Origin of the sequence: Streptomyces nodosus (genome assembly GCF_008704995.1) — a bacterium.
Lineage (GTDB): Bacteria > Actinomycetota > Actinomycetes > Streptomycetales > Streptomycetaceae > Streptomyces > Streptomyces nodosus.
The window spans coordinates 3,347,528-3,370,927 of sequence record NZ_CP023747.1; the positions used below are offsets into that span (position 1 = coordinate 3,347,528).

A 23,400-nucleotide genomic window follows, 5' to 3' on the forward strand; every position below is an offset into this window, starting at 1 on the left:
CAGCCGCTACGGTGGGTGATCTCGGCGACGGAGGAGGCCGGCCAAGTTCTGAGCCGTCTGTTGGTCGCGTGCCACAGCCGTGTCAGATACCAGGGTCAGCCACTGTCAACAAGGTGTCGGCGAGCGTTTTCCATGCCTGCCGGCTCGGCCATGGAAACGGTAGGTCACAGGCGCGGCCCTACCGTACGTCCCCGGCAGGCGTCGCCTGCAGGAATGGTGGGAAGAGGTCGCGACGCGCCAGGCGTGTCGTCTGCCCAGGACCAGCGAAGCGCCGCGGAAAGACGAGCGCGGCAGGTCAGCAGCGGCGGCGGGTGTTGAGGTGGGCGGCGCGGCGTGTCAGGTAGTCGCGCTCGGCGAGGTTGGGGGCCTTCCGGGCCGCCTCGGCGTAGAGCCGGGCCGCCGTCGTCAGGGCGCCGTCACGCTCCTGGAGGTACGCCGCCACCGCGGTGTGACGGGGCAGCGAGTCGTCCAGCGCGGCGAGCGCCGCGAGCCCGGCGCGTGGTCCGTCGGCCTCGCCGACGGCGACCGCACGGTTGAGCCGGACGACGGGGCTGTCGGTCAGGCGCACGAGTTCGTCGTACCACTCGACGATCTGCACCCAGTCGGTCTCCCCGGCGGTGGGTGCGTCGGCATGGAGGGCCGCGATGGCGGCCTGGGCCTGGAACTCGCCCAGCCGGTCGCGGGCGAGGGCCGCTTGCAGGATCTCGACGCCCTCAGCGATCGACTCGGTGTCCCACCGGTCGCGGTCCTGTTCGGCGAGCGGGACCAGGCTGCCGTCGGGCGCGGTGCGGGTGGCGCGCCGGGCGTGGTGGAGCAGCATGAGGGCGAGCAGCCCCGCCACCTCGGGGTGGTCGGCCCGGGCCGCGAGCTGCCGGGTGAGCCGGATGGCCTCGGCGGCGAGGTCGACGTCACCGGAGTAGCCCTCGTTGAAGACCAGGTAGAGGACGCGCAGCACGGTGGCGACGTCGCCGGGCTGGTCGAACCGCACGCCGGAGAGGGTGCGCTTGGCGCGGCTGATCCGCTGCGCCATGGTGGCCTCGGGCACGAGGTAGGCCTGGGCGATCTGGCGGGTGGTGAGCCCTCCGACGGCGCGCAGGGTGAGCGCGACGGCGGACGACGGCGTCAGCGAGGGGTGAGCGCACAGGAAGTAGAGCTGGAGCGTGTCGTCCACCGCGGGCGCGGGCCCGGGCGTCGGCTCCTCGTCGACGAGGTCCTCACGCCGGCGGCGGGCGGCGTCCGACCGCCTCGCGTCGAGAAAGCGGCGCCAGGCGACGGTGACCAGCCAGCCCTTCGGGTCCTGCGGGGCGTCGGCCGGCCAGACGCGGACGGCTTCGACCAGCGCGTCCTGCACGGCGTCCTCGGCCGCCGCGAAGTCGGCTCCGCGACGGACGAGGATTCCGAGCACGCTCGGTGTGAGGCTGCGGAGCAGGGCCTCGTTCATCGATGAGGGCACTCCGTGATGGTCGGCGAGGCGGCCAGGAACGGGCGGACCTCCAGCCACTCGTGGATCGGCTTCCCGGCTGCCCCGGGGGCGGCCGACAGCTCTCCGGCCAGCTCGACGGCACGCTCGTAGCTGTCGACGTCGATCACCATCCAGCCGGCGATGAGGTCCTTGGTCTCGGCGAACGGGCCGTCGGTGACCGGTGGGCGCCCCTCACCGTCGTACCGGACCCATGCCCCCTCGGGGGCGAGCGCCTGGCCGTCGACGAACTCACCGGTCTGTTCGAGCCGGGCCGCGAAGTCGCTCATGTACTGCACATGCGCCGAGATCTCCTCCGGCGTCCACTGGTCCATCGGCACGTCGTTCACCGCTGCCGGAGCGCCGCGGTAGTGCTTGAGCAGCAAGTACTTCGCCATGGTGTTTCTCCTTGGTGCTGTGTGACCCATTGTGGTCGCGTTCACCCCGGGGACGGAGCCGGTCGCGGGTTCTCGACATCGCCGTCCGGACTTTTTCGGTCCGACGCGTGTGATGTGGGTCACGATCCCCGTGACGAGTTTTCGAACGGGCGCGCTAACCTCTTGGTGGAACAGCCGGGCGCCGTCCCGCCCTCGGACGTGGTTTTCGGCTTCGGTACGACGAGACTTCGCGCCGAGGGCCTGCGCGGAAATGCCTTCGCCCCATGAGCCAGGCCGACTGCGCCTGACCAGGCAATGTACGTCGAACAGCCCCCTTGGAGTGTTCTCCGAGGGGGCTGTTTCAGCGCGGCGTTCAGTACTGCTCGGTCTCCACGAAACCTGTGCTCGCGTTGTCGTCCGCGTCGAAGGCGGCGGCGGTCGGGTCGAATCCGGGCGGGCTGTCTTTGAGGGCCAGACCCAGGCCGGCCAGCTTCGCCTTGACCTCGTCGATGGACTTCGCACCGAAGTTACGGATGTCCAGCAGATCGGCCTCGGAGCGGGCCAGGAGCTCACCCACCGAATGGACCCCCTCGCGCTTGAGGCAGTTGTAGGAGCGGACCGTGAGCTCCAGCTCCTCGATCGGCAGCGCCAGATCGGCGGCCAGGGCGGCATCCGTCGGGGACGGACCCATGTCGATGCCCTCGGCATCGATGTTCAGCTCGCGCGCCAGACCGAACAGCTCCACCAGCGTCTTGCCCGCGGACGCCATGGCATCCCGCGGACGCATGGCCTGCTTGGTCTCCACATCGACGATCAGCTTGTCGAAGTCCGTACGCTGCTCGACACGGGTCGCCTCCACCTTGTAGGTGACCTTGAGCACCGGCGAGTAGATCGAGTCGACCGGCACCCGGCCGATCTCCTGACCCACCTGCTTGTTCTGCACCGCGGAGACATAACCACGACCGCGCTCCACGGTCAGCTCCATCTCCAGCTTGCCCTTGCCGTTCAGCGTGGCCAGGACAAGATCGGGATTGTGCACCTCGACACCGGCCGGAGGCGCGATGTCCGCGGCGGTGACCAGACCCGGACCCTGCTTACGCAGATACATCACCACCGGCTCGTCGTGCTCCGAGGAGACGACCAGCTGCTTGATGTTGAGGATCAGGTCGGTGACATCCTCCTTCACGCCCGGCACGGTGGTGAACTCGTGCAGAACGCCGTCGACACGGATGCTGGTGACAGCAGCACCCGGAATCGACGACAGGAGGGTACGGCGAAGAGAGTTGCCGAGGGTGTAGCCGAAGCCCGGCTCCAGCGGCTCGATCACGAACCGGGAGCGGAACTCGTCGACGACCTCTTCGGTCAACGAGGGACGCTGAGCGATCAGCACGAGGTATTGCCTCCAGTGTGTGGCGCCCGGTATGTGACGCCGTAGACACCATGAAGGGTACGGGCGGTTCGGCCTCCCATGAGGCCGAACCGCCCGACCCCGCCCGTCTGCCGTCCGGTGGCAGGCCCGGCTCCTGCCGGAGCGGAGCCCGACGATCAGCTTCTGCTACCCCTGGGATTCGGCCACCGGCGCGGTCCGGGGGTGCATACTGGGGGCGATGACAAAGCCTGCTGCACCGAAGCGTCATTTGCCTACCAGCCCCTTCAAGGCCCCGGCCACTCCGGCACCCAAGCATTTCGCCGTGGGCGACCAGGTCACACACGATGTGTACGGCCTCGGCCGGGTCATCGGCATCGAGGATGGAATCGCCGCGCTCGTGGATTTCAGTTCGACGCAGATGCGGATCTTGAGCCCGTACGCCAAGATGACCAAGCTGTAGGACCGCTGTGCCCGGTCACGGCACGCCAGGCCCCCTCTTCAGGGGCCTGTACCGAAAGGGAGACCTCTCATCGATCCGACGTCGCTGTTCTCCGCCCTGGAAGGGCAACCCCGCCGCGCCACTGCGGCATCACCGCCTCCGGCGACAAACCCCTTCCAGGCCCCGGACTTCGGGGAGGACGAGACCTTCCTGTTCGAGGATGTGCAGCAGCCCGCCTCGGGTATGCATGCCGCGCGGTCCAGGGCCGCTTAGCCGCCACCACTAGCGCGGTGGTTCCGACGGCCCGCCGCGGGCCGTCTCCCGCCCCACATCGGCACTCCCCCCGGTTTCGCGGCCTCGGTTGCGGGCGCGGGCCGCAGCTCTCTCGGCCTCGTCGCGGGTGACTTCGATGTAGAGGCGTTTCCCATAGGCATCGGTGATGTCGATGACGATGCCGGTCCAGTCCTCGGCGGGCTCCTCGGGTACATGCCCGAGCTGGTATTCGGCGCGCTGAAGCAGTTCCTCCGTCACCCGCACCCCGGTCAGCCGCTCGGCGAGGGCGAAGGCCGACGCCTTGGTGTCGACGGGCCCGCTTGTTCCGCCCTCGTCGTCCGACAGGTCGAAACCGACCTCGGCCAGCACCGCGTTGAGGGCGTCCGGAGTGCTTCCTTGCCTGACGGTGGGCCGTTCAAAGGTGGTGCGGAGTTCGCCGTCCACATACCACTGGAAAAAGTCCATGGGCTTGCCTCCGTTACTGGAATGCACCACGGCGCACCCGCCCGCCGACAGGGCCTCCAGGAAGCGCGGCTGCATCCCCATGCCCCCCTCCGCGAGATGCAGAACGAGCGTCCAGTCGCCTCCTTCGCCCGGGACGGTGAACGCGCCCGCGATGAAAGAATCGTCCCAGTAGTCCGTCGGGTCGAGCAGCTCGTCCTGCCGCTCGATCAGCGCGTCTGCCCCTGTGCATGTGCCCTGGGGCTCCGCCTCCATCACCCGCAGCACATCCCTCGGGGTGACGCCCCGTACCAGGGTCAGGGTGTAGCCGGTCTCCATTGCATAGTCGAGCAACGGAGAGGAACGTATCCAGGCGTAGTCGTGCGCGGTCACCGGAGTCATGCGCCACAGTCTGTCTGCCACCGCTGACAAGACCCCTCTGCGGCAGTCGCGGCAGTGGACGACCGGTGCCTCCGGCGGAGCGGCCGGACAGCTCTGGTGCGGAGGCCGGAGTGCTAGCCGCCGGGCGGCGGTTCCTCGCCGAAGACCCAGGGGGCCAGGACGACCAGCCAGCCGTCCGGGTCCTCGAAGAGGACGGCGCCGCGTTCCGGCCAGTACGGGTTCGCCGCGGGGACCGGGCTGTACCCGTGCTCGGTGAGCCGTCGGCACGCGGTGCTGACCGCCTCGGGGCCGCGGAGGTAGAGCACCAGCTGGTTCTCCGGATGCGGCTCGGGGATGCGGGGAGGGTCGCCGTGCTGGAGCAGCTCCATGTGCACCGGGGTGCCGGGCAGGCCGAGCAGGATGCCGTCGTAGCCGCGGTGGCCACGCCATTCGCCCAGCACCGGCAGGCCGAGGACATCGCGGTAGAAGACGAGGACCTCGTCGTACTTGGCGGTCGGCCGGGCGAAGCGCACGGCGCCGACCTCGAGGTGAGCGGGCCAGGAGTGGTGCATGAGCCGATGCTGGCACGAGGGAAGCGGAGTACGGCATCGGACTTTGGGCGTACGACCGGGTCACAGGTTCGGCCACGGGTGTCGAACCGCTGAGGCGGGTGTGGCCGGACCAGGGCGGGAACGCCTCGGCGCACTCCCGGGCCGGGCGATCGTCGCCCGGCGTGCGGATACATCGCTGCGGATACATGGCTGCGGATACATGGCTCCGCCCGAGTACGTGTACGAGTGCTGCCGCCCCGGGAGCAGGGGTCGTCCGCCGGGAGTGGGCCACAGGCGCACAGTGATGCGTGGCGCTCTCGCGCATCACCTCTCCCGCATCGCTCGCACCGCATACTGTCGATGCCGTCGGCGATATCCCGTTCGGGAGATTCAGGTGGATCCGTGACACTTCGGGGCGTTCGGGCCGGCCGTCCGGAGGGGTATGACGGTGGTCCAGGTGTGTTGTCCCACGGAGGAACGAAAGCGCCGTCATGTCTGAGCGACCGATCGTAGTGTTCGACGTCAACGAGACCCTGCTCGACCTGGACGCGCTTCTCCCGGCCTTTGAGAGGATCTTCAACGATCCCGCCACGATGCGGCTGTGGTTCGCCGATCTGGTCACCTACTCCGAGGCACTCACCCTCAGCGGGGTGTACGTGCCGTTCACCGACATCGGCGGTGCGGTGCTCCGGATGCTCGCCGCCACCCGGGGCATCACGATCAGTGACGCCGACAGTGCAGAGCTCGCCGAGCGGTTCGCCGGCATGCCGCCCCATCCGGAGGTACCGGCGGCCCTGCGCCGGCTGCGTGACCATGGCTTCCGGCTGTTCACGCTCACCAACAACACACCGGAGGTGTCCGAGCGGCAGCTGGAACGGGCGGGCGTGATCGACCTGTTCGAACGGCGCTTCAGCGTCGAGGAGACCGCACGCCGCCACAAGCCGGCTCCGGAGGTCTACCGTTCGGTGGCCACCGCGCTCGAGGCCGCTCCCGGCGACATCTGCCTGGTCGCCTGCCATGTATGGGACACCATCGGCGCCGTGGCGGCCGGCTGGCAGGCCGCGCTCGTCCTCCGGGAGGGCAACGCCCCGCTCGACGTCGGCCCGCAGCCCACCTATGTCGGGCAGAACCTCGACGCGATCGCCGACCGGCTCATCGAGCGGTACGGAGAGCGCGGCCCGGGCCCGGCGTGACCGCACGGGTGGTACCCGGCCGAGTCGCCCTCACGCCGCCCGCCGCCGGACCGGGGCCGCCCTGTCCGTCACCGGCGCCGTACCGGGGCCGCGTCGTCCGTCACCGGCGCCGGAGCGTCGAGCGGGCCCCGCCCCTGTCGTCTGCCGGCCGCCGCCAGGGTCAGGGTCACCGCGATCGAGGCCGCCGCCATCACCGTCATCGCCGGGCCCGGCGCGGTGAGCTGGGCCACCGCACCGGCCAGGGTCGCGCTCAGGCCCTGCATGGTGAGCATGCCGGAGGAGTGGAGTCCCAGGGCGTGGCCGCCGAGTTCCTCGGGGGTGAGCTCCATCAGCCGTTCCTGCTGGATGAGGCTGGCCCCGAAGCCGACCGAGGCCAGTGCCGCGCAGGCCGCCGCCAGCGGTACGGCCGGATGCAGCGCGAACAGCAGATACGGGGCCGCCAGCAACAGCAGGAACGGGATGCCGAGGCGGCGGCGCAGCGCGCGCGGCAGCAGACGGCCCACGGCGACGTCCCCGACGAACATCCCGAACGCCCCACAGGCGAAGAGCGCGCCCGCGTGCTCCGGCGTGTAGGACACATACAGCGACTCACAGCCGACGACCAGTCCGTTGGGGATCCACAGCAGGAGGTAGGTGGTCCGGCGCGGCGGGGACGACCACAGCAGGGCGTTGGTGCGCCAGGTCGCCGCGATCGAGGGACGACCGACGGCGCGAGGGGCGCGCGGGGTCAGGCCGAGCCGGGCCACCACTGCCGAGATCAGATAGAGCGCCGCCGCGGCCAGCAGGGTCGTCCCCGGGGACAGCAGCACCACCAGCACGCCACCGGTCGCGAAGCCGGCGATCTGCATGATCCCGCTCATCATGTTGAAGACCGAACGGCCCAGCAGATAGCCGTCCTTGGGCAGGATCTCGTTCAGCAGGCCCCAGCGGACCCCGCCGTCGAGCGACTGCACAAGGCCCAGCAGGAACAGCACGGCGAAGATCGCGCCGACCGGCAGTCCCGGGGCCGCCATCAGTGCCGTACCGACCGCGAACGCGCAGGCGATGCCCGCCGTGGTCGCCCGGGGCGGCAGCCGGTCCGCCGCCGACAGCAGGGTGGTCGCGCCTACCACCTGCGCCAGCTGCTGACCGAACATGCTCATCGCGGAGAGCAGCGGGGACTCGGTGGCGCGGTACACCAGGGTGCCGAGCGCCAGGGCCGCGACGGTCGAGGCGGCCGTCTGGAGGGACACGGAGAGAAAGAGCGGGGTGAATTCCCGGGTGCGGAAGAGACCGGAGTAGCTGCGCATGCGCGGAGTCTGCGGGGGTGTCGAGGGCGGCCGTTATTGTTTCGCACAGCAGCGAAACGTCGAGCGAACATGTGTGCGGAGAAGGCGGGGCGCCATGGGGCTGTGGTACGTCAATGCCGACACCCTGGCCGGGAGCCGGTTCGTGCTGTCGCCGCTCGCCGAGGTGTTCGCCAGTCTGACGCTGCTGCACTCGGCCACCGCCTCCCACCCGGGGGAACGGGCCTGGCTGGACGCCCATCTGCCGGACTACCGCCGGCGGCTGGCCGCCGATCCAGTCACCGCGCTGCTGGTCCGCAGCGGGCTGGGCCCGGAGTGGATCGCGGACTTCTTCACGCCCACCCCGAGGGACGGGGAGACCTTCGAGGAGGGCGCCGCCCGAGTCCGCGCCACCCCGCCCCAGGACGCCCGTGTCCATCTCACCCGCTCCCTGCGCGGCCCGCTGCCCGCCCTGCTGGACCGTGACGACCTGGCCGAACGCGCCGCTGACCTGCTGACCCAGGTGTGGACGCACACGGTACGGCCGTACTGGGACCGGCGGCGGCGCGTCCTGGAGGCGGATGTGGCCGCCCGGACCGCGCGGGTCGGCCACGGCGGCTGGGCGTCCGCGCTGGACACCCTGCGGCCGGGCCGCACCCGCTGGCTGGGCGGGAACCGGCTCCAGGTCAATCTCCACGAGAACCCGCCGCGTGAGATCTCCGGCGCCGAGCTGGTCTTCGTCCCCGTCACCCCGGGGACCGGCTGGGTGTCCTGGGAGGATCCCGACCGGTACGCGCTGGTCTACCCGTGCACGGGCGTCCTCGCCCAGGGCCCGCGTACGGCGGTCCCGGCGAGCCTCGGCGCGCTGCTCGGGACGGCCCGGGCCGGGGTCCTGGTGCTCCTCGACTCGCCCCTGAGCACCAGCCAGTTGGTGGCGGTGACCGGGCAGGGGCTCGGCTCGGTCGGACGCCATCTCAGGGTGCTCCTCGACGCACGGCTGGTGGAGCGGCGGCGGGTGGGGCGGTCGGTGCTGTACTCCCGTACGGCCGCCGGTGAGGTGCTGGTCACTGCGCAGCGGGACTGACGGGTCTGTCACCCGGCGCGACTAGCATCCGTTCCATGACGACTACAGAGAACACCGGCGGTTCCGCGCTCGATGTCGAGATCGACGCCCTGGGCGGCGGTTCCGCGCGGCTGTCCCAGTACGCGGGCCGCGCCGTGCTGGTGGTGAACGTGGCCTCCAAGTGCGGGCTGACCCCGCAGTACGCGGGTCTGGAGCGGCTTCAGGAGCGGTTCGCTCCGGAGGGCTTCACCGTGCTCGGGGTGCCCTGCAACCAGTTCCTGGGCCAGGAGCCCGGAAGCGCCGAGGAGATCGCGGAGTTCTGCTCGGCGACCTATGGCGTGACCTTCCCGATGACCGAGAAGATCGAGGTGAACGGGGCGGGGCGGCACCCGCTGTACGACCGGCTGGTCGGCTTCGCGGACGCGGAGGGGCACAGCGGGGACATCCGCTGGAACTTCGAGAAGTTCCTGATCGGGAAGGACGGCCAGGTCGTCGCCCGCTTCTCGCCGCAGACGGAACCGGAGTCGGCGGAGGTACTGGAGGCGGTGGAGAAGGCGCTCGCCTGAGCACCGGGGGCCGCCGCCCGCAGGGGTGACCGCCGCGGCGGCCCTACCGCAGTTCCTCGGGGCAGGGGGTGCCGCGCGGCAGCTGGTAGGGCGCCGCCAGGCGGTAGGTGCCCGGGCGGGGGGCCACCAGTTCCGTCCACTTGTCTCCCGAGGCGTCCTCGGGAGTCTCCATCAGACAGCCGTTGACGTTGTCGTACGTCTTCGGTGTGCCGGGCTCGCGGTGCTTGGACTCCTGCGTCTCCTGGGGCGGTTTGACGCTCTTGCCCTCGGCGTCGACCAGTCCCAGCCACGGCGAGTACGGGACCCGGATGAGCACCCGGCCCGCCGTCTTCACCTCGATGGTCATCTCGCCCTGCTCCGCCCGGTCCACCACGGCCGGCGGGTCCGCCAGCGGGGTGGGGTCGGTCACCGCGAACAGCTGCCAGTTGGCGTCGCCCCAGATCTGCTTCAGATAGGGCATGCCCCGCTGGACGAGTCGACGCTCGCGTTCGCCGCCGTTCCCGTCCGGCTCCTCCTTCGGCAGCACCACATAGTGCACCGCCCAGCGGCGCAGCCATGCGTGGTAGTTCGCGGAGTTGAGGGTGTCGTCGTAGAAGAGCGGGTTGCGCTCCATGTCGGCCTGCCGGTTCCAGCCGCGCGCCAGGTTCACATAGGGGGCGAGCGCGGAGGCCTCACGGTGCGAGCGCGCCGGGACCACCTCCACCCGGCCCTTCTCCGCGCCCACCACCTGGAGCTGGTTCACCAGCGGCGCCAGTTCCCGGGCCCAGGACGCCGCCGGGGTCGTATGGATGACGTCGTCGACGGTCTTGAACCCTATCCAGGTGACGAAGCCGACGATCGCCGTGACGAGGGCGTACCACTTACGGCTGTGGGGCACGGTGAACGGCAGTGCCGCGACCAGGGCGACCCCCGCGAACAGCATCGGCAGCCGTGTGATGTTCGAGCCGATCTGGGAGCTGATCAGCCAGACCAGGAGCACGGAGAGCCCGTACACCGCCGAGGTGATCCGTACCGTCTTCCAGTCCCGCGGGACCAGCAGAAAGGCCAGCACCGCGTAGACGAAGGGCATGAGCGCCGACCCCCACCCCATGGGCTGGGTGCCGCTGAAGGGGAACAGCCAGGCGGACAGGGCGACCACCACGGCCGGGGCCAGGCCCAGCGCCCATGCGCCCGGGCGGCGCCTCTGCAGGAACAGCGCCACCGCGATCAGTCCGACGAACAGTCCCGCCACCGGGGACGACATCGTGGCCAGGGCGGCCAGCGGCGCGGCGCACAGGGCCTTGGCCCAGCGTTTGTGGCGCCAGCGGTACGGCCAGCAGAAGACACAGGCCGTCGCGCCCAGCGCGAACAGCGTGCCCAGGCCGAAGGTCACCCGGCCCGAGACGGCGTTGCACAGCAGCCCGAACACCCCGGCGAGGGCCGGCCACCACGGTTCGCGGACGGCACGGCTGCGGATGAGGACGAGCGTCAGCAGCCCGGCCGAGAGGGTCCCCGCGATCATCATCGTGGTACGGACGCCGAGCAGCGACATCAGATACGGCGACACCACGCTGTACGACACCGGGTGCATGCCCCCGTACCAGGCGAGGTTGTACGCCGAGTCGGGGTGCCGGCCCACGAACTCCGCCCAGGCGTCCTGGGCGGCGAGATCGCCGCCACTGTTCGCAAAGGTGAAGAACCAGACCAGGTGCACCAGGCCGGCCAGCACGGTGACGGACAGGACGGGGTAGCGGCGGATCCACATCCGGGCCGTGGCGCGAGGCGACCGGAGGCGGGACCGTCCGCCGTCCCGGCCGTCCGGCGGGTCGCCCGGCCGCCCGTGGCCGCTGTCCGTGTCAGGCGTGGACGCGTCTATTCGCGGACCGCTCCCCGGGCCCGGATCGGCGTCGTCGGCGCTGGTCGGATCCGCTGTGGCCACCTGAAGGCACTCCCCGTCTCCCGTCCTCTGTCCACGGCCGCGTCCCGCGACCGGCGACGTGCCCGATTCGTGACGCTAGCACGCACCCCGCCGGGTCAGCTCCCGAGTGGGAGTGCCCGACGGGGTGCGGGGGACGGCCACGGCCGCCGAGTGGTGCGGGGATCAGCCGAGACGCGTCACCTTGGCCGTGAAGCCCGGCTCGGCGAGATCCCTCTCCAGGGCGACCGGCACCTGTACGGCGTTGCTCGAGCTGTCACCGACGGTGAGCGTGCCCACCTCCGTGCCGGCCTTCGCGGTGTGCGGCAGCTCGTCCTTGGCGGCGAGGGACAGCTTCACCCGCAGACCGGCCCAGCCGACCGCGGTGACGTCCTCGGTGACGACGACCGGGGTGTGGCCGCCGAGCTGGTCGTCGACGTACCCGACGACATCGCCCTTCTTCAGGATCTTCGCCGAGGTCGGCGCGTCCTGGGCGGCGAGCAATGCGGTCTTGCTGACCGCGTTGACCGTCGCAAGGATGTCCGGCTTGTGCTGGCCGAGGACCGCTCCGACGATGGTCACCGTCCGGCTGCCGACCTTCTTGTGGGCGGCGAAGAGCAGGTTGCCGCCGGCCGCGGTGGTGGATCCGGTCTTGATGCCGATCGCGCCGACCCTGAAGGGCAGCTCGTTGTAGTTGGTCCAGTACTTGCCGGTCGGGTCCGTCCAGCTGGCCGCGCTGGTGATGGCCACCATGGCGGGGTTCCGCATGGCGACGGTGCCGAGCTTCACCTGGTCCTCGGCGGTGGAGACGGTGGTCTTCGTCAGACCCGAGGGGTCGGTGTACGTCGTGTTGGTCATCCCGAGCTTCTTGGCGGTGGCGTTCATCTTCTCGACGAACGCCTCCTCGGAGCCCGCGTCCCAACGGGCCAGCAGGCGCGCGATGTTGTTCGCGGAGGGGATCATGACCGCGGACAGGGCCTGCTTCTCGGTGAGGTGGTCGCCGGCATGGACGGTGTTGAGGGTGGACTCGTCGCCGACCTTGTCGTAGCCGCCCTCCTTCTCCGCCTTCGGGTCGATCTCGATCGACGGGCCTTCCTGGCCCGGCTTCAGCGGGTGGTCGCGCAGGATGATGTACGCGGTCATGGTCTTGGCGACCGAGCCGATGGCGACCGGCTTCTGATCGCCGAAGTGGTCCATCTCGCCGACGCCGTCGACGGCCATCCAGCCCTGGCCCTCGTCCGGCCAGGGCAGCTTCAGCGGGTCGCCGTCGAAGGTGTAGGTCTCCTCGGCGGTCAGCGCGAGGGAGGCGGCCGGCAGCGGACGGACCGCCTGTGCGATCGCAAAGATAATCAGTAGCAGCGCTACGAGCGGCGTCCAGATCTTGACCCGCCGCACCAAGGTGCGCACCGGGGTCTCCGGCGGCGGCGGGGTGTTCGTCAGCTCGGCGAGCAGATCCAGCGGGGGCTTCGGGGGAAGCGGCTGCTGGGTGGTGCGCTCGGGGCCGACATGGGGCAGTGCGGAGGTGGCCTCGGCGGGGGCGCCGAAGGGCTTCGGCTTGGGGGGAGCCAGCTCGTCCAGCGACTTCAGCGCGACGAACTTGCTGGTGCGTTCGGCTTCGGCCTCGGCGGCGGCCTTGGCGGCCGGTCCCTCGCCCGGCTCAGCGGCCTGCTTCCCGCCTCCGGGCCGGGAGCCCGGCTCGGTACCCCCCTTGGGGGACGACTTGGCACCGGGCTGTTCCGGGGCGCCGCCCGAGGGCTTGGCGCCGGGCTTGGACGAGGGGCGGTCCGTGGGCTTGGTGCCGGGCTTGGCGCCGCCGACCTTCAGCACGGTGGTGGGCTGGTCCACGGCCGGCTCGGCGGCGGGGGCCTCGTCCGGCTTGTCGCCGGACGCCTTGGCACCGGACGCCGGGCCCTTCTGGTCGGGGGCCTTGCCGGAGCCCTTACCGGAGCCCTTGCCGGCGGCCTTCTCCGCGGCCTTGTCCGAGGGCTTGGATCCGCCCAGCTTGAGCATGGTCGTGGGCTGGTCCACGGCGGGCCGCCGGTCGGTCCGGAAGACGGCGGTCGGCTGGTCGACGGGCAGCTCGGCCTCCGAGGACCCGTCCTCGTCCTTCGCGACCCGGGGGTCGGCGGTCTTCCGGCCCCCGGGGGCGGAGCCGGTTCCGGCACGGTCCGCACCGGCGGCGCGGGCCTCCGAAGCCTCGGCGCCCTTTGACGGGGAACCGGTCCCGGCACCGGGCTCGGGGGCACCCCCACCCACGGCGGCCGGCACGGAAGCGCCGCCCTTACCCGCGGACTTGGAACCTCCGGTGGCACCCGACCCGGACGCAGCGCCCGCACCGGACTTGGGCGCACCAGCACCCGCACCCCCGGACGCGGACGCGGAACCACCCGCGGCCCCGGAACCGGAAGCGCCACCCTTACCCACGGGCACGGAACCACCGGCGGCACCCGCCCCGGACACAGCGCCCGCCCCCGCCCCGGACACAGCGCCCGCCCCCGCACCGGACTTGGAAGCAGCCCCACCCGTGGACGCGGAGCCACCCGCGGCCCCAGAACCGGAACCGCCGGCGGCACCGGACTTGGGCGCACCGGCACCCGCAGCCCCACCCGTGGACGCGGAGCCGGTCCCGGTGGTCCCGGGCGCGGTGGTGTCCTCGTCCTCGGCCTTCGCAGGCTCGTCGCCCTCGTCGCCCTCGTCGACCTCTTCCTCCTCGGGGCCCGTGGTCCCGGCGTCGGCCGAGGAGGGGCCGTCCGCCTTCTCGGAGGCCTCGGTGGCCCCCGCGGGGGTCACTCCGGCCCCGGGGGCGCCCCCGGCCTTCGTGCCGCCCTCGCGCTCGTCCTCGCCCACGCCCTCGTTCTCGCCCTCGTCCTCGGTGTCCCCGCGCCGCACGGATCCCTCGGGGACGCCCTCGGCCTTCTCCGCCGCGTTCCCCGTGTTCCCCCCGGACTTCGCGGACGACGTGTCCGCGCGCTCCCCGGCCGGGCGCCGAGCGGCCTTCACGGAGCCCGCCTCCCCCGTGCCGTCGGAACGGGCCCCGGACGGCCCGTCACCGGTGCCCTCGGGCCCGGCCTCCTCCGCGTCCTCCTCGGCCGACTGCACCCAGGAGGCCAGTGAGGCGCGCCCCACATCGCCTCCCCGGCCGTTCCGGCCCCCCAGGGTGCCGTTCCCGGTCGGCCATGTGGGGGCCGGGGCCCCGCTCCCCGACGTCGGTTCCGCCGACGACTTGTGTTGCTTCGACCTGTCGGGGGACTCGCCCGCCACCGATGCCTCCTCGTTGCGCCACGCACCCCGTCGCGCGCCTTGCCGAACCATGAACCGCCGCCCGGACACCGCCGTCCGGACCATGAAATGCCGCCCGGACACAACCGTCCGGACCTTGTACCGCCGCCCGGACACAGCCGTCCGGCCCCTGCACCAGTCTCCTGTGCGAGGGATCGACCCCTGCGCTAGACGAGAACGACATACCTACCGGTTCCACTACATTCCGGTCACGCACCCTCGACAGACCAATGTGAGAGGGGTCACCCTGTCATTCATCCACGCGGGGAGGCATGGATGGGCAGGAGCCGCAGAACAATTCCGGAGGAGCTTCTGCTGCTGGCACTGGACCCGGCCACGGGTACCACTGCGCAGCCGCAGTCGCTCGACCTGGGTCTGGCCGGAGCACAGCTAGTGGAGCTGGCGCTGGCCGGACGGATAGCCCCTGACGGGGATCGTATCGCCGTGGTGGTGCCACGGCCGACTGGAGATCCAACTCTGGACTCCGCGTTGGAGTTGCTGCGCAGGCGCGGCGCTCCGGTACGCGCGGTCCACTGGATCGGCGGGCCGCGTCTCGGGCTGCGTCAGATCTACCTCTCGCACCTGGAGCGGTGCGGCATGGTTCAGGCCGTGCCCGGCCAGATGTGCGGGGTGCTGCCGACGACGCGCTACCAGGCGACGGACACCGCCATCAGCCGGGAGATCAGGTCCCGGCTGGACTCCGCGATCCGCACCGGTGTGCCGCCGGACCCGCGGACCGCGGCGCTCGCCGCGCTGGCCCATGCGGTCGGTCTCGGCAAGCACCTGTACCCGGGCAACGAGGGACGCTCGTCCCGCTCCCGGCTGCGGGACCTGATCCGGCACGACCCCATGGGCGGCCTCGTGGCGCACGCCGTGATGGACGTCCAGAACGGCGCGGCCGCGCAACCACGTCGCGGCCCGGCCGGCCCGTCCGGCCGGCCGACGGGCGGAGTCAGGGGCGCCACGGAACCGGCCCGCGGAGTCCCGATGCAGCCGCGCCACGGATCCATGGCGCGGGTCGTGGCCCACTGAGCCGAAGCCCACAGCCCCGCGGGGCCATCGTCCGGTAGCCCGTCGGGGCCGTCGTCCGGGCCGGGCGGGATCGCCACGGCGGCCGGCCACCTCGGGCACCGGCCGCCCCGGACCCCGTACGGCCCGGGCACCGTACAACCCGGAACATGCACCCGGTCCGAGCCGGCACCGCAGTCCCGGTTCGGGAGCCGCCGGCCCGCACGGGGCGAGGAGACCGTACGTCCGGACGACGACACGGCCCCCTCGCCCCGCGCGGGCCCCTGCGGTGCCGCGCCCATGCCACGCCGCCGTCGCACCGCCCGCCCGAACGACGTGCGGAGTGCGCATATCCGCTGTTTCCCAGCGGAAGAAGGCAGCTTGGTGGCAATCTGCTGAGCAGCAGATACGCAAAGTAGAGGCAGGCAGCCGGAGGTGCGCGTCCGTGGCGTCCAATGTCAATCCCACAGTCCGGCGGCGCCGGCTGGGCCAGGAGCTGCGCCGGCTCCGTGAACTCAAGGGCATGACGGCCGAGGAGGTCGCGGAGAGGCTGCTCGTCTCCCAGTCGAAGATCAGCCGGCTGGAGAACGGCCGCCGCAGCATCAGCCAGCGCGACGTCCGGGATCTGTGCGGGGTCTACGAGGTCGAGGACCAGCGGGTCGTCGACTCCCTGATGGAGATGGCTCGGGACTCCCGCCAGCAGGGCTGGTGGCATGCGTTCGGGGACATCCCCTACAGCGTCTACATCGGCCTGGAGACCGACGCGGAGTCGCTGCGGGTGTACGAACCCCAGATCGTCACCGGCCTGTTTGCAGACCCGCGCCTACGCCGAGGCGCTCATCGAGGGAGCCCTGCCCGAGACACCGCCGGCCGACATCGACAAGCGCGTCCAGGTGCGGATGCGCCGGCAGGAACGCATCACCGCCGAGAACAACCCGCTCCGGCTGTGGCTGGTCCTGGACGAGGCCGCGCTGCGCCGGGTGGTGGGCAACCATCATGTGATGCGGGAGCAGTTGGAGCATCTGGTGGAGATGTCCCGGCTTCCGCACGTCACCGTGCAGGTGCTGCCGTTCGACGTGGGGGCGCACCCCGGGATCAACGGCCAGTACGCGATCCTCGAATTCGCGGACGCGGCCGATTCCAGCGTGGTGTACATGGAGGGCGTCACCAGTGACCTGTATCTGGAGAAGGCCCCCGATGTGCAGAAGTACGCCCTGATGTACGAGCATCTGAGGGCACAGGCCCTCAATGTGGAACAATCCCGTCAGTTCATCGCCAATGCGGCCAAGGACCATGCGCGTTGAGCGCACCCTTTCGACGAGCGGCGGATCTTACACCCATGCAACCTTCGAATAGAAGGCAGTAAGGGAATATGCCACCGGTCGAGTGAACGATCTCTCCATGCAGGGAAGTTGCCGAGTAGCGTGGATCACGCCATCAGCCGGACACGTTGGCGCGAATCGCGTCGCGGGCTGCACCCGGGAATTCCGCGACGCTAATGACAGCAACTCAGCAACTCAGCAACTCGCTACGGAGTGAACATGGCAGTACTTCTGGGGGCCACGGAAACGTGGACCAAGTCGTCGTATTCCGGGGGCAACGGCGCGTGCGTCGAGGTCAAGTCGCCCACCACAACGGCACTCGACGTGCGTGACTCCAAGGCTCCCGAGGGGCCGGTCCTGGCCTTCCCCACCGACGCCTGGAACGCCTTCGTGGCGTCGATCAAGTAGCACCGCGCACCACAAGTCCATCCGCAGTACCGACAGCCCTCTCGACTGGCCCGCCGTCCCGGCCGAGGGGGCACGGGCTTTTCCGGGGCACGGTTCCCCTCGTGGGCCCCCACACCCGAACCGGCCCTCCGCACCGCCGGCCCCCCACACCCGACCGTCCACCACGCGCGACGACCGCGCCCGACAGTCGGACGTACTCAGGGAGTCGGCATCGTCCGACCCCGACGGCTCCTCTCCCGGCCGTACGGGACCCGCATCCCGTAAGCCCGATCCCGATCCGGCCCGAGGGGCGATCGGATGTTGTCCCGGCTGGCGAAGTGCCCGCTCATGGTGTGTACCGCGTCGCGGACACGACAACCGCCTAACGCGTCAAGAGCGAGTAAAATCGTTCGACTTTCTGATCCTCGTTCATATCCATGACCGTGAAAGGTCTTGACCGCCCGACCACCCCAAGGTTCAATCCCCCAAGTCCCCACTCCCGCACGGGGGCGCCGCCCGCGTCCGAGTACTGGCGAAGTGCCGTCCGGTATCTGCAGGTTCACAAGGCGGACCCCTGGAGGGGGCATATGAACGGTCTCGACTGGACCGTCCTGATCGCATACTTCGGCGTGATGACCGCGATCGGCGTCTGGTCCCACAAGCGCGTGGACACCGTCAGCGACTTCTTCACCGCGGGCGGCCGCATGCCCTGGTGGCTGTCCGGCATCTCGCACCATATGTCGGGCTACAGCGCGGTGCTGTTCACGGCGTACGCCGGCATCGCCTACACCTACGGCGTCACGTCCTATGTCACCTTCGCGCTGCCCATCGCCATCGGCATCCTGCTCGGCGCCAAGCTGTTCGCGCCGCGCCTGAACCGGCTGCGCTCGCGGCTGCATATGGCCTCACCGCTGGAGTATCTGAAGGACCGCTACAACGTGCCCACCCAGCAGGCGCTGGCCTGGTCCGGCATTCTGCTGAAGATCGTGGACGTGGGCGCCAAATGGGCGGCGATCGCGACCCTGCTCAGCGTCTTCACCGGGATCACGCTGACCCAGGGCATCCTCATCACCGGCGGTATCACCGCGGTGTACTGCACGATCGGCGGTCTGTGGGCGGACGCCCTGACCGAACTGGGCCAGTTCCTCATCCAGTTGCTGGCGGGCGTGGCCATGCTGGTGGTCACCCTGAACAAGATCTCCGACCTGGGCGGTCTGTCGAAGGCGCTGGACTCGCCGAAGCTGCACGGCCATGAACACGGCTTCGCGGGCCCGTATGTGACGGTCTTCTTCATCGCCTATCTGTTCATCAAACTGTTCGAGTACAACGGTGGCATGTGGAACCAGGCCCAGCGCTACATGGCGACGGGCAGCGCCAAGGAGGCGACCCGGTCCGCGCTGCTGTCGGCGGGCCTGTGGTTCGTGTGGCCGGTCATCCTCTTCATCCCGATGTGGCTGTCCCCGCTCCTGGTCACCGCCGAGAAGCCGGACGGCTCCGACACCTACGGCCTGATGGCCGAACAGCTGCTGCCGCACGGTCTGCTGGGCCTGGTGGTCGTGGGCTTCTTCTCGCACACCATGGCCATGTGCTCCTCGGACGCCAACGCGATCGCCGCGGTCTTCACCCGGGACGTGGCCCCGGTGCTCTCCAGGGCGGCCCGGGCCTGGAACACCCGCACCGGCCTGATCGCCGGCCGGGTGACGACGGTCGCCTTCCTCGGCCTCTCCATGGCCGTGGCGACCCAGGTCGACTCCCCCACCTTCAAGGACATCATCACGGTGGTCATCAAGTGGGTGGCCGGTCTGATGGGTCCGATCGCGATCCCGTTCATCCTCGGTCTGATGCGCCCGTTCCGCAGGTCAGGGCCCACGGCGGCGCTCGGCAGCTGGGGGGCCGGTCTGCTGGCGTTCTTCCTCGTCAACTACCACCTGGACTTCTCCCAGCGCACGGATGTGGCGCTGGAGTACCAGGTGGCGGCGCCGATGGCGGTCTCGCTGGTGCTGTACATCCTGATCGGCCTGGTGAAGCCGGAGAACACCCCGGAGCGGGACCGGATCATCGAGACGCTGAACACCGAGGACGACGGGACGGCGGCGACCGTGCCGACCCAGGTGGGGAGCGGCGGAGCCTGAGCACCGGGCCGCTCGCACCGGGCCGGGGCTCTACGGTCCGCCCGGCCCGCCCGGCCCGCCGGTCCGGGGCCGGGCCCCCGGGACGGTGACGGGCCCCAGGACGGTGAGGGCGCCTCACGCCCGGGGATAGCGCGCCAGCCACCCCGGCGACGCCCGGCCGGGACCGTGCAGCGCGGCGCCCTGGGTCATCTCCATGGCGAAGTCGTCCGCCAGCACCAGCAGCGTGGGACGGCCCTCCAGCTCGGCCAGCCAGGCCGGCGGGAGGGCCGTCTCCCCGTACAGGGCGCCGAGCAGCCCGCCGGCCAGCACGCCAGCGGCACCCGAAGGACCCCCGTGGTTCACCGCGAGGCACAGCCCGTGCCGTACGTCCTCCGCCACCAGCGCGCAGTACACCGCGGCGGCCAGCACCCCTGTCGCCGTACCGCCCCCGGCGAACTCCTCGACCCGGGCCGGCGTGGGCAGGCCCTGCCGCACGGCGCCCAGCGCGTGCTGCAGGGCGTCGGCGACCGGCTGCTGACCCGGCAGCGGGGCCAGCAGCCCGAGGGCCTGCTGCACGGCCGCGTCCAGACTCTCGCCACGGGCCAGCGCATGCACGATCACCGCATAGGCGCCCGCGGTGAGATACGCCGTGGGATGGCCGTGCGTCTGCGCGGCGCACTCGACCGCGAGTTGCAGCACCAGCCGGGGTTCCCAGCCGACGAGCAGCCCGAAGGGCGCCGACCGGGCGGCTGCCCCGGGCCCCGTCTCGCCGGGGTTCTTGGGCGCGTCCGGGGTGCCCATGACGGTGTCCCCGAGGCCGAGCAGACAGGACCGGGCCGGGGAGCGACGGGCGTACAGCCACTCCTCGCGGGCCAGCCAGCCGTCGCCCTTGCGGCGCTCGTCCGGTCCCCAGTCCCGCTGGGTGGCCGCCCAGCGCAGATACGCACGGTGCAGATCGGTCGGCGGATGCCAGGCGCCGGTGTCACGGCGTACCTGGGCGCGGATCAGCCCGTCCACGGAGAACAGCGTGAGCTGGGTCAGATGGCTGATCGCGCCGCGCCGGCCGAACCTGGACGCGAGATCGCTCAGCCCCTGCCGGCCGTGCTCCTCCCGGATCTCCTCCAGGGAGAGCCCGTCGAGCGGCGCGCCCAGGGCGTCACCGACGGCCACACCGAGCAGCGTCCCGCGTACCCGGCTGCGGAAGTCCTGCTGCTCGGTGCGCCCCCAGACGGCACCGGCTGTCGCACCCACACAGGCCTCCTCAGGGCGCCGTACGTCCGACAGTCCAGCACTGTAATCGACCGCGGACATCGGGTTGAGGCGGTCACGTCACACTTGCGTGGATCTTCGGAGCACATGCCCGGGCGCCGGCTCAGCCCTCCAGCACCGGCAGGAGCTCCGGCAGATGGCCGTCCGAGGCGGCGGCCGTGCGCCGGCGTTCCTCCGGGACCTCGCCGTACAGCGTGGTGCGGGGCCTGGCCGGACGGCCCGCCGCCTCGGCCACCGCGACCAGGTCCCGCACCGACTTGTAGGAGCCGTAGGAGGAGCCCGCCATCCGGGAGATGGTCTCCTCCATCAGGGTGCCGCCCAGGTCGTCGGCGCCGGAGCGCAGCATCTCCGCGGCGCCCTCCGCGCCGAGTTTCACCCAGCTGGTCTGGATGTGAGGGATGTGGGGGTGCAGCAGCAGTCGTGCCATCGCCGTCACCGCGCGGTTGTCGCGCATCGTCGGGCCGGGCCGGGCGATGCCCGCCAGATAGACCGGGGCGTTGGTGTGGACGAAGGGGAGGGTGACGAACTCGGTGAAGCCGCCGGTCCGCTGCTGGATGCGGGCCAGGGTGCGCAGATGGCCGAGCCAGTGGCGGGGCTGGTCGACATGGCCGTACATCATCGTCGACGAGGAGCGGATGCCCAGCTCATGGGCGGTCGTCACCACCTCGATCCAGGTGGCCGCCGGCAGCTTGCCCTTGGTCAGGACCCAGCGGACCTCGTCGTCCAGGATCTCGGCCGCCGTGCCGGGGATGGTGTCGAGGCCCGCCTCCTTCGCCGCGGTGAGCCACTCCCGGATCGACAGTCCGGTGCGGGTCGCGCCGTTGACCACCTCCATGGGGGAGAAGGCGTGCACATGCATGCCGGGGACGCGTTCCTTCACCGCCCGGGCGATGTCGAAGTAGGCGGTGCCGGGCAGGTCGGGGTGGATCCCGCCCTGCATGCAGACCTCCACCGCGCCGACCTCCCAGGCCTGCTGGGCCCGGTCGGCGACCTGGTCCAGGGAGAGGGTGTAGGCGTCGGCGTCGGTGCGGCGCTGGGCGAACGCGCAGAAGCGGCAGCCGGTGTAGCAGACATTGGTGAAGTTGATGTTCCGGGTGACGATATAGGTGACCTCGTCGCCGACCACGGACCTGCGGACGTCGTCGGCCACCGCGCACAGCGCGTCCAGCGCCGGGCCGTCCGCGTGCAGCAGGGCGAGCGCCTGGTCGTCCGTCAGCCGCGTCGGGTCGTCGGCGGCCGTGCGCAGCGCCTCCCGGACATCGGTGTCGATGCGTTCCGGCGCCATGCCCGGGGCGGCGGCCTCCCGCAGCGCCTCCCAGTCGCCGTACACCTCGTCGAAGTCGTCCCGGCGGTCGCCGGTGCGTCCCTCGGTGTCGATCGAGCGGTGCAGGTCGGTGCGGCCGGACGGCTGGAACACCTCGTCCGGTTCCTGCCAGGGGTGGCCCTCGACGACCGCGTCCGGACGGGCCAGGCCGGTTTCCGGGTCCGCCAGCGCCCGCAGGTGCGGCAGCAGCCGGGGGTCCAGCCACGGCTCGCCGCGTCGCACGAACTCCGGGTAGACACAGAGGCGTTCGCGCAGTTCGAAGCCGGCCGCCCGGGACCGCTCGGCCAGCCGCTCGATCTCCGGCCAGGGGCGTTCCGGGTTCACATGGTCGATGGTCAGCGGCGAGACCCCGCCCCAGTCGTCGATGCCGGCGCCGATGAGCCGCTCATGGGCGTCCTCGACCAGGTTGGGCGGCGCCTGGAGGCAGGCGCTCGGGCCCATCAGATGGCGGGCCACGGCCACCGTGGCGACCAGCTCGTCCAGTTCCGCGTCCGGTGCCGCGCGCATCGCCGTGTCCGGCTTGGCGCGGAAGTTCTGGATGATCAGCTCCTGGACGCCGTGGTACGCCCGCGCCACCTTCCGCAGCGCGAACAGCGACTCGGCGCGCTCCTCGTAGGTCTCGCCGATGCCGATCAGGATCCCGCTGGTGAAGGGGACCGAGGAACGTCCGGCGTCCTCCAGGACCCGCAGCCGGACGGCCGGTTCCTTGTCCGGAGAGCCGTAATGCGGGCCGCCCGGCTCCGACCACAGCCGGGTCGCGGTGGTCTCCAGCATCATGCCCATCGACGGGGCGACCGGCTTGAGGCGCTGGAAGTCGGTCCAGGACATCACCCCGGGGTTGAGGTGAGGCAGCAGGCCCGTCTCCTCCAGGATGCGGATGGAGATGGCGCGCACATAGGCGATGGTGTCGTCGTAGCCGTGCGCGTCCAGCCACTCGCGGGCCTCGGGCCAGCGGTCCTCCGGCTTGTCGCCCAGCGTGATCAGGGCTTCCTTGCAGCCGAGGGCGGCACCCTTGCGGGCGATGTCGAGCACCTCGTCGGGGGACAGGAACATCCCGTGCCCGGCGCGGCGCAGCTTGCCGGGCACCGTGACGAAGGTGCAGTAGTGGCACTTGTCCCGGCACAGACGGGTGAGCGGGACGAAGACGCTCTTGGAGTAGGTGATGACATGGGGCCTGCCCGCCGCCTCGAGGCCCGCGTCCCTCACCCGGGCGGCCGAGGCGGCCAGATCCTCGAGGTCCGCACCACGGGCCTGGAGCAGTACGGCGGCCTCGGTGACGTCGAGCGCGACGCCGTCCCGGGCACGTTTGAGGGCGCGACGCATGGAGTTCTCGGTGGGGCCGGTTCCGGAGGTCGCGGAAGTCGTCATCCTCCGAGCATACGTTTGTGGTGATCAGGTCATACAGGGCGCACTGCGGCCGATGGGGCGC

At 71.0% G+C, this 23,400-nt stretch carries 17 protein-coding genes and 1 pseudogene; 8 read left to right on the plus strand and 10 right to left on the minus strand.

Annotated elements, in window-relative coordinates; all coding sequences use genetic code 11:
- Positions 1 to 295 precede the first annotated feature (295 nt).
- The 3 genes from CP978_RS15095 to CP978_RS15105 form a co-directional block, all read right to left on the minus strand.
- Positions 296 to 1,441, minus strand: a complete 1,146-nt coding sequence (locus tag CP978_RS15095; protein WP_043441166.1) for an RNA polymerase sigma factor — start codon at positions 1,439 to 1,441, stop codon at positions 296 to 298.
- Positions 1,438 to 1,857 (minus strand): YciI family protein, encoded by a 420-nt coding sequence (locus CP978_RS15100; protein ID WP_043441169.1) that lies wholly within the window; start codon positions 1,855 to 1,857, stop codon positions 1,438 to 1,440. Before CP978_RS15100 ends, CP978_RS15095 begins: the two co-directional genes overlap by 4 nt.
- 352 nt (positions 1,858 to 2,209) lie before the next feature.
- Positions 2,210 to 3,226 carry a DNA-directed RNA polymerase subunit alpha gene (locus CP978_RS15105; RefSeq protein ID WP_043441171.1) on the minus strand — a complete coding sequence of 339 codons (1,017 nt, stop codon included), beginning with the start codon at positions 3,224 to 3,226 and terminating at the stop codon, positions 2,210 to 2,212.
- A gap of 217 nt (positions 3,227 to 3,443) precedes the next feature.
- Between CP978_RS15105 and CP978_RS15110 the strand changes: the two genes are divergently transcribed.
- Entirely contained in the window at positions 3,444 to 3,665 is a 222-nt protein-coding gene (locus CP978_RS15110; RefSeq protein ID WP_043441173.1) for a hypothetical protein, read from the plus strand.
- Between the two features lie 261 nt (positions 3,666 to 3,926).
- Here CP978_RS15110 and CP978_RS35235 read toward each other — a convergent pair whose 3' ends face one another.
- Both CP978_RS35235 and CP978_RS15120 read right to left on the minus strand, forming a co-directional pair.
- Complete coding sequence (locus CP978_RS35235) at positions 3,927 to 4,760, minus strand: DUF6461 domain-containing protein (RefSeq protein ID WP_221500910.1); 834 nt, start codon at positions 4,758 to 4,760, stop codon at positions 3,927 to 3,929.
- Between the two features lie 113 nt (positions 4,761 to 4,873).
- Positions 4,874 to 5,311 (minus strand): VOC family protein, encoded by a 438-nt coding sequence (locus CP978_RS15120; protein ID WP_043441175.1) that lies wholly within the window; start codon positions 5,309 to 5,311, stop codon positions 4,874 to 4,876.
- Positions 5,312 to 5,781: 470 nt separating this feature from the next.
- Here CP978_RS15120 and CP978_RS15125 point away from each other — a divergent pair, with 470 nt between their 5' ends.
- Complete coding sequence (locus CP978_RS15125) at positions 5,782 to 6,483, plus strand: haloacid dehalogenase type II (RefSeq protein WP_043441177.1); 702 nt, start codon at positions 5,782 to 5,784, stop codon at positions 6,481 to 6,483.
- Positions 6,484 to 6,551: 68 nt separating this feature from the next.
- Here the strand turns inward: CP978_RS15125 and CP978_RS15130 are convergent, their stop codons facing one another.
- The gene (locus tag CP978_RS15130) at positions 6,552 to 7,772 is read right to left on the minus strand and encodes an MFS transporter (protein ID WP_043441179.1); all 1,221 of its coding nucleotides are present in this window, start codon (positions 7,770 to 7,772) and stop codon (positions 6,552 to 6,554) included.
- Positions 7,773 to 7,866: 94 nt separating this feature from the next.
- On the opposite strand from CP978_RS15130, the gene CP978_RS15135 reads away from it, so the two are divergent.
- Together CP978_RS15135 and CP978_RS15140 are read left to right on the plus strand one after the other, a co-directional pair.
- On the plus strand, positions 7,867 to 8,832 hold the full coding sequence (locus CP978_RS15135; protein ID WP_043441181.1) for an ArsR/SmtB family transcription factor: 966 nt from the start codon (positions 7,867 to 7,869) through the stop codon (positions 8,830 to 8,832).
- A 35-nt stretch (positions 8,833 to 8,867) separates the two neighbouring features.
- Complete coding sequence (locus CP978_RS15140) at positions 8,868 to 9,377, plus strand: glutathione peroxidase (protein WP_043441183.1); 510 nt, start codon at positions 8,868 to 8,870, stop codon at positions 9,375 to 9,377.
- Positions 9,378 to 9,420: 43 nt separating this feature from the next.
- On the opposite strand, the gene CP978_RS15145 is transcribed toward CP978_RS15140, so the two are convergent.
- Together CP978_RS15145 and CP978_RS15150 are read right to left on the minus strand one after the other, a co-directional pair.
- Entirely contained in the window at positions 9,421 to 11,295 is a 1,875-nt protein-coding gene (locus tag CP978_RS15145; protein ID WP_043441185.1) for an MFS transporter, read from the minus strand.
- A 162-nt stretch (positions 11,296 to 11,457) separates the two neighbouring features.
- The gene (locus CP978_RS15150) at positions 11,458 to 14,397 is read right to left on the minus strand and encodes a D-alanyl-D-alanine carboxypeptidase (protein ID WP_227745378.1); all 2,940 of its coding nucleotides are present in this window, start codon (positions 14,395 to 14,397) and stop codon (positions 11,458 to 11,460) included.
- A gap of 429 nt (positions 14,398 to 14,826) precedes the next feature.
- On the opposite strand from CP978_RS15150, the gene CP978_RS15155 reads away from it, so the two are divergent.
- The 4 genes and pseudogenes from CP978_RS15155 (at position 14,827) to CP978_RS15170 (ending at position 19,399) form a co-directional block, all read left to right on the plus strand.
- Positions 14,827 to 15,582: a GOLPH3/VPS74 family protein gene (locus tag CP978_RS15155; RefSeq protein ID WP_043441189.1), complete on the plus strand. Its 756-nt coding sequence runs from the start codon at positions 14,827 to 14,829 to the stop codon at positions 15,580 to 15,582.
- A gap of 421 nt (positions 15,583 to 16,003) precedes the next feature.
- Positions 16,004 to 16,862 (plus strand): annotated as a pseudogene (locus CP978_RS15160) (helix-turn-helix domain-containing protein).
- A 237-nt stretch (positions 16,863 to 17,099) separates the two neighbouring features.
- The gene (locus tag CP978_RS15165) at positions 17,100 to 17,288 is read left to right on the plus strand and encodes a DUF397 domain-containing protein (protein WP_043441192.1); all 189 of its coding nucleotides are present in this window, start codon (positions 17,100 to 17,102) and stop codon (positions 17,286 to 17,288) included.
- 566 nt (positions 17,289 to 17,854) lie between these two features.
- Positions 17,855 to 19,399: a sodium:solute symporter family protein gene (locus CP978_RS15170; RefSeq protein WP_043441194.1), complete on the plus strand. Its 1,545-nt coding sequence runs from the start codon at positions 17,855 to 17,857 to the stop codon at positions 19,397 to 19,399.
- Between the two features lie 114 nt (positions 19,400 to 19,513).
- Here CP978_RS15170 and CP978_RS15175 read toward each other — a convergent pair whose 3' ends face one another.
- Both CP978_RS15175 and CP978_RS15180 read right to left on the minus strand, forming a co-directional pair.
- Positions 19,514 to 20,629 (minus strand): ADP-ribosylglycohydrolase family protein, encoded by a 1,116-nt coding sequence (locus CP978_RS15175; RefSeq protein WP_043441196.1) that lies wholly within the window; start codon positions 20,627 to 20,629, stop codon positions 19,514 to 19,516.
- Between the two features lie 121 nt (positions 20,630 to 20,750).
- Complete coding sequence (locus CP978_RS15180) at positions 20,751 to 23,339, minus strand: bifunctional FO biosynthesis protein CofGH (protein ID WP_043441199.1); 2,589 nt, start codon at positions 23,337 to 23,339, stop codon at positions 20,751 to 20,753.
- Positions 23,340 to 23,400: the final 61 nt, after the last annotated feature.

Bases quoted from the DNA above. Each gene is read 5' to 3' on its own strand.
- CP978_RS15110 (WP_043441173.1), top strand. From the start codon at position 3,444: ATGACAAAGCCTGCTGCACCGAAGCGTCATTTGCCTACCAGCCCCTTC.
- CP978_RS15120 (WP_043441175.1), bottom strand. From the start codon at position 5,311: ATGCACCACTCCTGGCCCGCTCACCTCGAGGTCGGCGCCGTGCGCTTC.
- CP978_RS15100 (WP_043441169.1), bottom strand. From the start codon at position 1,857: ATGGCGAAGTACTTGCTGCTCAAGCACTACCGCGGCGCTCCGGCAGCG.
- CP978_RS15130 (WP_043441179.1), bottom strand. From the start codon at position 7,772: ATGCGCAGCTACTCCGGTCTCTTCCGCACCCGGGAATTCACCCCGCTC.
- CP978_RS15155 (WP_043441189.1), top strand. From the start codon at position 14,827: ATGGGCAGGAGCCGCAGAACAATTCCGGAGGAGCTTCTGCTGCTGGCA.
- CP978_RS15125 (WP_043441177.1), top strand. From the start codon at position 5,782: ATGTCTGAGCGACCGATCGTAGTGTTCGACGTCAACGAGACCCTGCTC.
- CP978_RS35235 (WP_221500910.1), bottom strand. From the start codon at position 4,760: ATGACTCCGGTGACCGCGCACGACTACGCCTGGATACGTTCCTCTCCG.
- CP978_RS15135 (WP_043441181.1), top strand. From the start codon at position 7,867: ATGGGGCTGTGGTACGTCAATGCCGACACCCTGGCCGGGAGCCGGTTC.
- CP978_RS15180 (WP_043441199.1), bottom strand. From the start codon at position 23,339: ATGACGACTTCCGCGACCTCCGGAACCGGCCCCACCGAGAACTCCATG.
- CP978_RS15165 (WP_043441192.1), top strand. From the start codon at position 17,100: ATGGCAGTACTTCTGGGGGCCACGGAAACGTGGACCAAGTCGTCGTAT.
- CP978_RS15095 (WP_043441166.1), bottom strand. From the start codon at position 1,441: ATGAACGAGGCCCTGCTCCGCAGCCTCACACCGAGCGTGCTCGGAATC.
- CP978_RS15140 (WP_043441183.1), top strand. From the start codon at position 8,868: ATGACGACTACAGAGAACACCGGCGGTTCCGCGCTCGATGTCGAGATC.
- CP978_RS15170 (WP_043441194.1), top strand. From the start codon at position 17,855: ATGAACGGTCTCGACTGGACCGTCCTGATCGCATACTTCGGCGTGATG.